Origin of the sequence: Affinirhizobium straminoryzae (assembly GCF_007004135.1) — a bacterium.
In the GTDB taxonomy this organism is placed as follows: domain Bacteria; phylum Pseudomonadota; class Alphaproteobacteria; order Rhizobiales; family Rhizobiaceae; genus Neorhizobium; species Neorhizobium straminoryzae.
In genome coordinates, this window is sequence record NZ_VJMG01000096.1 from 1 (window position 1) to 5,579 (window position 5,579).

Genomic DNA, 5,579 nt, shown 5'->3' on the forward strand with positions numbered 1-5,579 from the left:
CGCAACAGCCATGCCACGGCAGCCTCGTCAGGCATCTCCGGCGCCGTGGAACTGACGGCTCCGACGATCGACCTGAAGAACGGCTCGGCGATCTTCGCCCAGGGCAGCGGCAGCTATGCCGGCGGTGACGTCACGCTGTCCGGCCAGTCTATCAGCCTCACCAACGCAACGATCGCCGGAAAGAACGTCAACCTGACCGCAAAGGATGAAAAGGCCGATTCCGTCGCCTTCATCATCCAGACCGGTTCGTCTTCAAGCAATGTCAGCATCACCAAGGGCAGCCTTATCAAGGCGGACGGGACGCTGAACGTCAGCGCCACCGCATCTTCGGTGGTCGAAGACCTGACGCTGAACGTCAATCGCCCCTATCTGTTGTCTTCGGCAAACACGGCGTCTGCGTCTGTCACCATCGATGCGTCGAGCCTGACGGCCAAAGGTGATGTGAACGTCGAGGCCACCGCCAAGACCGTGTCGCTGGCGAGCGATCTTCTGACCGACAGCATACTGCCGATCCCGATTCCGTTTGACGCCGCTGTCGGCGTTGCGCTGTCCAGTGCGAAGGTCAATGTCGTCAACGGTTCCAGCCTGACCAGCGAGACGGCCAGCATCGGCCTGATTGCCGATAGTCGCGCTGAAATCGAGGCGATTGCCACGGCCCGCAACATCACGCTCGGCAAGGGCTCGCTTCCCTATGCCGCCGCGGTTTCGGTGGGCGTCCTGACCAATGATGCAGAGGTCATTGTTGACAGCTCGTCCCTTGACGCCAGGAACAATGTTGAGGTGCACGCCTATGCCCTCAGTGAAAATACGACGAGCTTCGACGTCCTCGGTGGCGGTTCCACAAACGGAGCCCTCGGTGCCGGCTTCAATTTCAATGATCACAAGGCCATAGCAAAGGTTCGCAATTCCGGCGTGACTGCCCGTACGGGCGGCGTCAACGTTCTCGCCGATAGCATTCTTCGGGCTGATCAGGCCGGGACGCTGAACGTCAGCGACGGCGCTTCTGATAATGTGCTGGAGTTGATCGGGGCTGTCGTTGGCGCCGTCGTCAGCGAATTCTTCACCGACAACGGCAAGGTCAATGCCACGGGCGAGAAGATCAACAAATACTGGGGCATCACCGAAAGTGCTGCATCCGGGATCGACAAGCTGGCCAGTCTCTACAGCGCCGCTTGGGGCAAGAAGTCCGGTATTACCGGTAAGCGTGACGAGGATGGCGGCCTGTGGGGCGCGACCGGCGGCGTGCTTGTCGCGCTGGACGAGAGTTCTGCAGAGATTTCCAGCGATCCACTGAAAGCCGTGACCATCGACTCGGCCGGCGCGTTGCGGGTCGAGAGCCGTTCAAATGCCCTGACGCGCAATTCCGTCGAGTCCGCCATCAAGTACAAGGGAACCGGCGGTACAGCAACGGCGCTCGCCGTCAATCTGTCATACGAGGACATCTCGAACACGGCATCTGTCGGCAGCGATACGAACAGCGGAAAACTGAGCGTCAATGCCGCCTCCGCATCGGTCAGGGCGAGCGAGTTCGAGACAACCGCGCTTTCGAAGGACGAATCTGTCCTGACGTTCCGCAACCAGCAGATGGATGCCGACCGCTATCAGAATGGGCGCGCCATCATTGCCAACGCACGTGCTGAGGCGACCAAGGCCGCTGCCAACACCTACGGTATCGGGATTGGCATCTCCACCCGCGATACGCAGGCAAATCTCGACAATGTCGCGCTCAAGCTGTCGGGGATTGGCGCGCTGTCCGTTGTCGCTGAAAACCGTCTGTCCATTCTCTACCTGGAAGCCGGTGACGCTGCAGAAGCCGCAGCTGTTGGAACCAAGGCTGCAATGTCGCGACTCAACGGCGAGCTTGGACAGATCCGGGATGCCAAGGTTGCTGCGAAAGCAGAGGCTGAGGAGAAAAAGAGGCTGGCAGTCTCGGCCGTCGAAAAGGCTGAGGCCGACAAGGAGATTGCCGAGGCCGAGGACGATATCAAGAAGGCCGAGGCGCAGAAGGCCCTTGTGGGTGCCGTTAATGGCGCCGTTCAGGATGCTGCCAGCGAAGCGGTTGCCAGTATCGGCTCGACATACACGATCGGTTTCAATCTCATCACGCAGGACACCGCTGCCCGCATTGGCAGCGGTGCGCAGGTCGGTTCTGTCGCACTTGGCGGTCTTCTTTCCGGTGCTGTCGGCGACATCTCGGTCCTCGCGCATTCTTCCATGGAAGGCGGACTGAGTACCTTCGCAACGGTCAATGGCGGCAGCGCCGACAAGGCCTCTACCGGTCAGGCGCTGAACATTGGTGCCAACGTCTTGCTGGGTGAAACGGTCGCCAACATCGCCACACGTGCAGGGGCCAGCGGAAAGGATGCCGCCAACACGCTGTGGTCTACTGGCGATGTCAGCGTCAGCGCTCGCAACGAGACCGGGTTCAGTATCACGAATACCAGTTCGACGCCCGATAAGATGACCGGAGATGCGACGGCTGCGAGCCTGATTACGGTCTCTGGTGGCGTCCAGATGCTCGATACCTCGGCTCAGCTCGGGCGCAGTGTCTTCGCCCAGGGCACGCTTGCCGTGGAAGCGGCCAGCGCCAACACCGTCGGCACCTATCTTGCTGCCTCGACGGCGGGCGGTGGTGCAGTCGCCCCCGTCACGACCGCCATTACCAATGGCCTGGAATTGCTGAGCAACCTTGCGGACCTGAAAGACAGCGGTTCCTCCGACGATGATAATGATGCCAAGAATGCAACGCTGGGCATCAGTGCCATCATGAGCCTCGGCGTTGTCGGCAATGCGCTCGCGAACAGCAGCAGCATGAAGACAAACAGCGAGAAGGCGCTGGCCGCGGAGAAAAACGCACAGAAGGTGATGAAGGATCAGGCCAAGTCCGATTTCGTCCTCAGCGGCGCATTCTCCTTCAATTCATTCGACAGTGTGGCGGAAACCTTGCCAGGGCTCACTCTCAGCGCCGACGGCATCCGCGTCGGTGCCTATAACGTGACCGACGCCAAGGTTGACATCACCGCGACTTCAAAATTCTCGCAAGGGGCCGGCGCGAAGGTGCTGTCCGCGGCCGTCAATCTCGCCAACCAGGACAATCTCGCCCTCATTGGCTCCGGCAGCACGGTCGTTGCCGGCAAGAACGGGCTGGCTGTCGATGCATCGACCAAAGCCTGGAAGGAAGATGACAAAGGCAACGAAACGCTGAGCACAGCGTCCAGTGACTTCCTGTCGCGCAGCGTTGGCAAGGCGACCATCGGTGGCGATCAGCTGATTGTGTCGCTGGGGCTCAACATCGTCGATTTCGAGAATGAAGCCAGAATTGACAACAACGTCACGATCCTGTCTCAGGCGGCCTATGCCGCTTCGACGCAGGCGGCGATGAATGCTGCAGTCTCTGCGAATGGTGACAAGCCCGATGTGACGGTCAATTCCCTCGCATCGATCACGCTGAAGGCAGAAGGCAATGCGGCGGCCGGCGTCAACGGCATGTTCTTTGCCACCGAAGATGGCCTGCTGAAATACTATGAAACGACCAAGAAAGCGCGTGGCGCTGCACTGGGTGTGACCATTGCCCAGATGGCGACCCCCTTGTTCGGCGAATATCTCGACGCACGTGTCCGTCAGCGCCAGGCCGAACTGACCAAGACGCCCACGGCCGGCGGATCCGGTTCTGCCAAGGGCTTTGGCGTTGGCATCAATGTCGGCTCGATCGACGTGAAGGCGAATATTCTGGCCGGCAATGCCGTTGTGGATGCCGGTGCCCTCTCGGTAACAGGCGAAGCGCGCGTGAGAAGCAGCGCCCTGGGTGTGGCGGGCTCTGGGCCGTCAAACGAAATCCTCAGCCTGTCGGCCAAGGCAACCAAGACCGCAGCAACGGCTGCCGATGCCGCAGCCGCAATCAACGTCGTCTACGGCGATGTCAGCGCCGCTGTCGGCAAGGGGCGCGCCGCCACGGTCCGTGAAGCGACCCCAGCCAAGGGTCTCGACGCTCTGACGAGCGACGGCACGATCCTCGCAAAAAGCGTCACCGTGGGCGCCAAGACCCAGGCAATGGCCGAGGCGACGGCCGATGGCAAGGCGGCTGGCACCCAGGCGGCTGACGGGGATGCGGGCGCCCTCAACCTGCATGACTTCGACACGACTGCCACGCTGTCGGCTTCCGTCCGCGCCACCGGCGATGTCGCCGTGACGGCGACCGCAGATACCATGGAAGTGGTCAATGCCCAGGCGTCTGCTCGCGGAACACCCGTTGAAGACTATGCGGCCAAGCTCAAAACCTCCATCAACAGCCTTCTGCTCGGTTCCGGTGGCGGCAATGCGAATACGGGGATTTTCGGCCGCGCCGCTGACCGATTTGCAACGACCTACAAAGAAATAAGCAAGGCGACGGAAAAGACCCAAGACGCCAAGCCAAGCCAGGCCTTCGCTGCCGCGGTCGGCTTCAACTTCTCCGATCACGACACCAAGGCGATCGTTGCCGATGGCGTAAAGATCGAAACCGGCGGTGCAATCGACGTCATTGCTGATCATGATGCCATGTCGATGGCTGAAGTGTCCGGTGCGGCTGTCCTCAGCGACGCCGCGACCGGCGCCGCGATCAGCATCAATGTCATCAATACAACGTCAGCCGCTGTTGTTGGAAACGATGTGACGTTTGGTTCTCCAGAACGGAAAGCCACCGATGTCACGGTCGAGGCGATGAGCCGGTTCAATACCGGCGTCAATGTTGCCGATCTCTTGCGCTATAAGACAGATGCCAAGGGCAACTATGTCCTCGTCAATGGCAACAAGGTTCTGGACGAGACAGTCCCCAACTTTGCCTATGCGGCCGAGGCGATTGCCGGTGCAGGCGGTAAGGGATCGTCCTTCACGGGTGCCTTCGCCACGACCGTCTATCTCGGCGATACGTCCACGACGCTCGGCAATCGTGTCTCGATCAATGCGACAGGCGACACGACGATTGCCGCCTACGACCAGTCCAAGGTCGCCAATAAGGCCTGGGGCGTGTCGGCGGCGCTCGGCACCGGCACCAGCACGACGAAGTCGGCCCGCGGCGCCGTTGGCTCGGTCATTTACCGTGGTCGCGAAGTTGCCACGACCATTGGTACGGACCTCGACCTTCGCACCGGCAAGGATGCCGATATTGTGGCCAGGGTCCTCGCACCGTCTGATGCTTGGGTTGGACCGGAAAAGGGCTCGCCCGTCTCCTCGACTACCTGGCGTGATTACGTCGATCCGGTTCTCGGCGGTGACATTGCAGCGCCGCTGCGCAATGCAGATCCGGCCGTCACACAGTCGCTGCATAACCAGGTTATCGCTGCTGCCGCCGCCGGCCAGAGCACCGAAGCTTCTTACAGCGGCGCGCTCGGCATCACTGTTGCCAACGGCGTGACGAAGGTAGCGATCGGCGATCGGGCCCATGTCGAGGCCAAGGCGATCAATGTCGAAAGCCGGATGAACCAGGAGGTGCTGGGTGTCGGTGGTTCGCTGACCGTCAGCCTGTCAGGCGCTGGCGGAACCTTCGGCGCGCAGGGCGCGGTCAATGTCGTGATGGACGATGTGCTGACCTCCGTCGGCAA

1 protein-coding gene is annotated in these 5,579 nt (G+C 61.1%); it reads left to right on the plus strand.

All coding sequences use genetic code 11. The annotated features are described in order from the left end of the window. A partial coding sequence (locus FNA46_RS26240) for a beta strand repeat-containing protein (protein ID WP_185969989.1) occupies positions 1-5,579 on the plus strand: 5,579 nt, incomplete at both ends.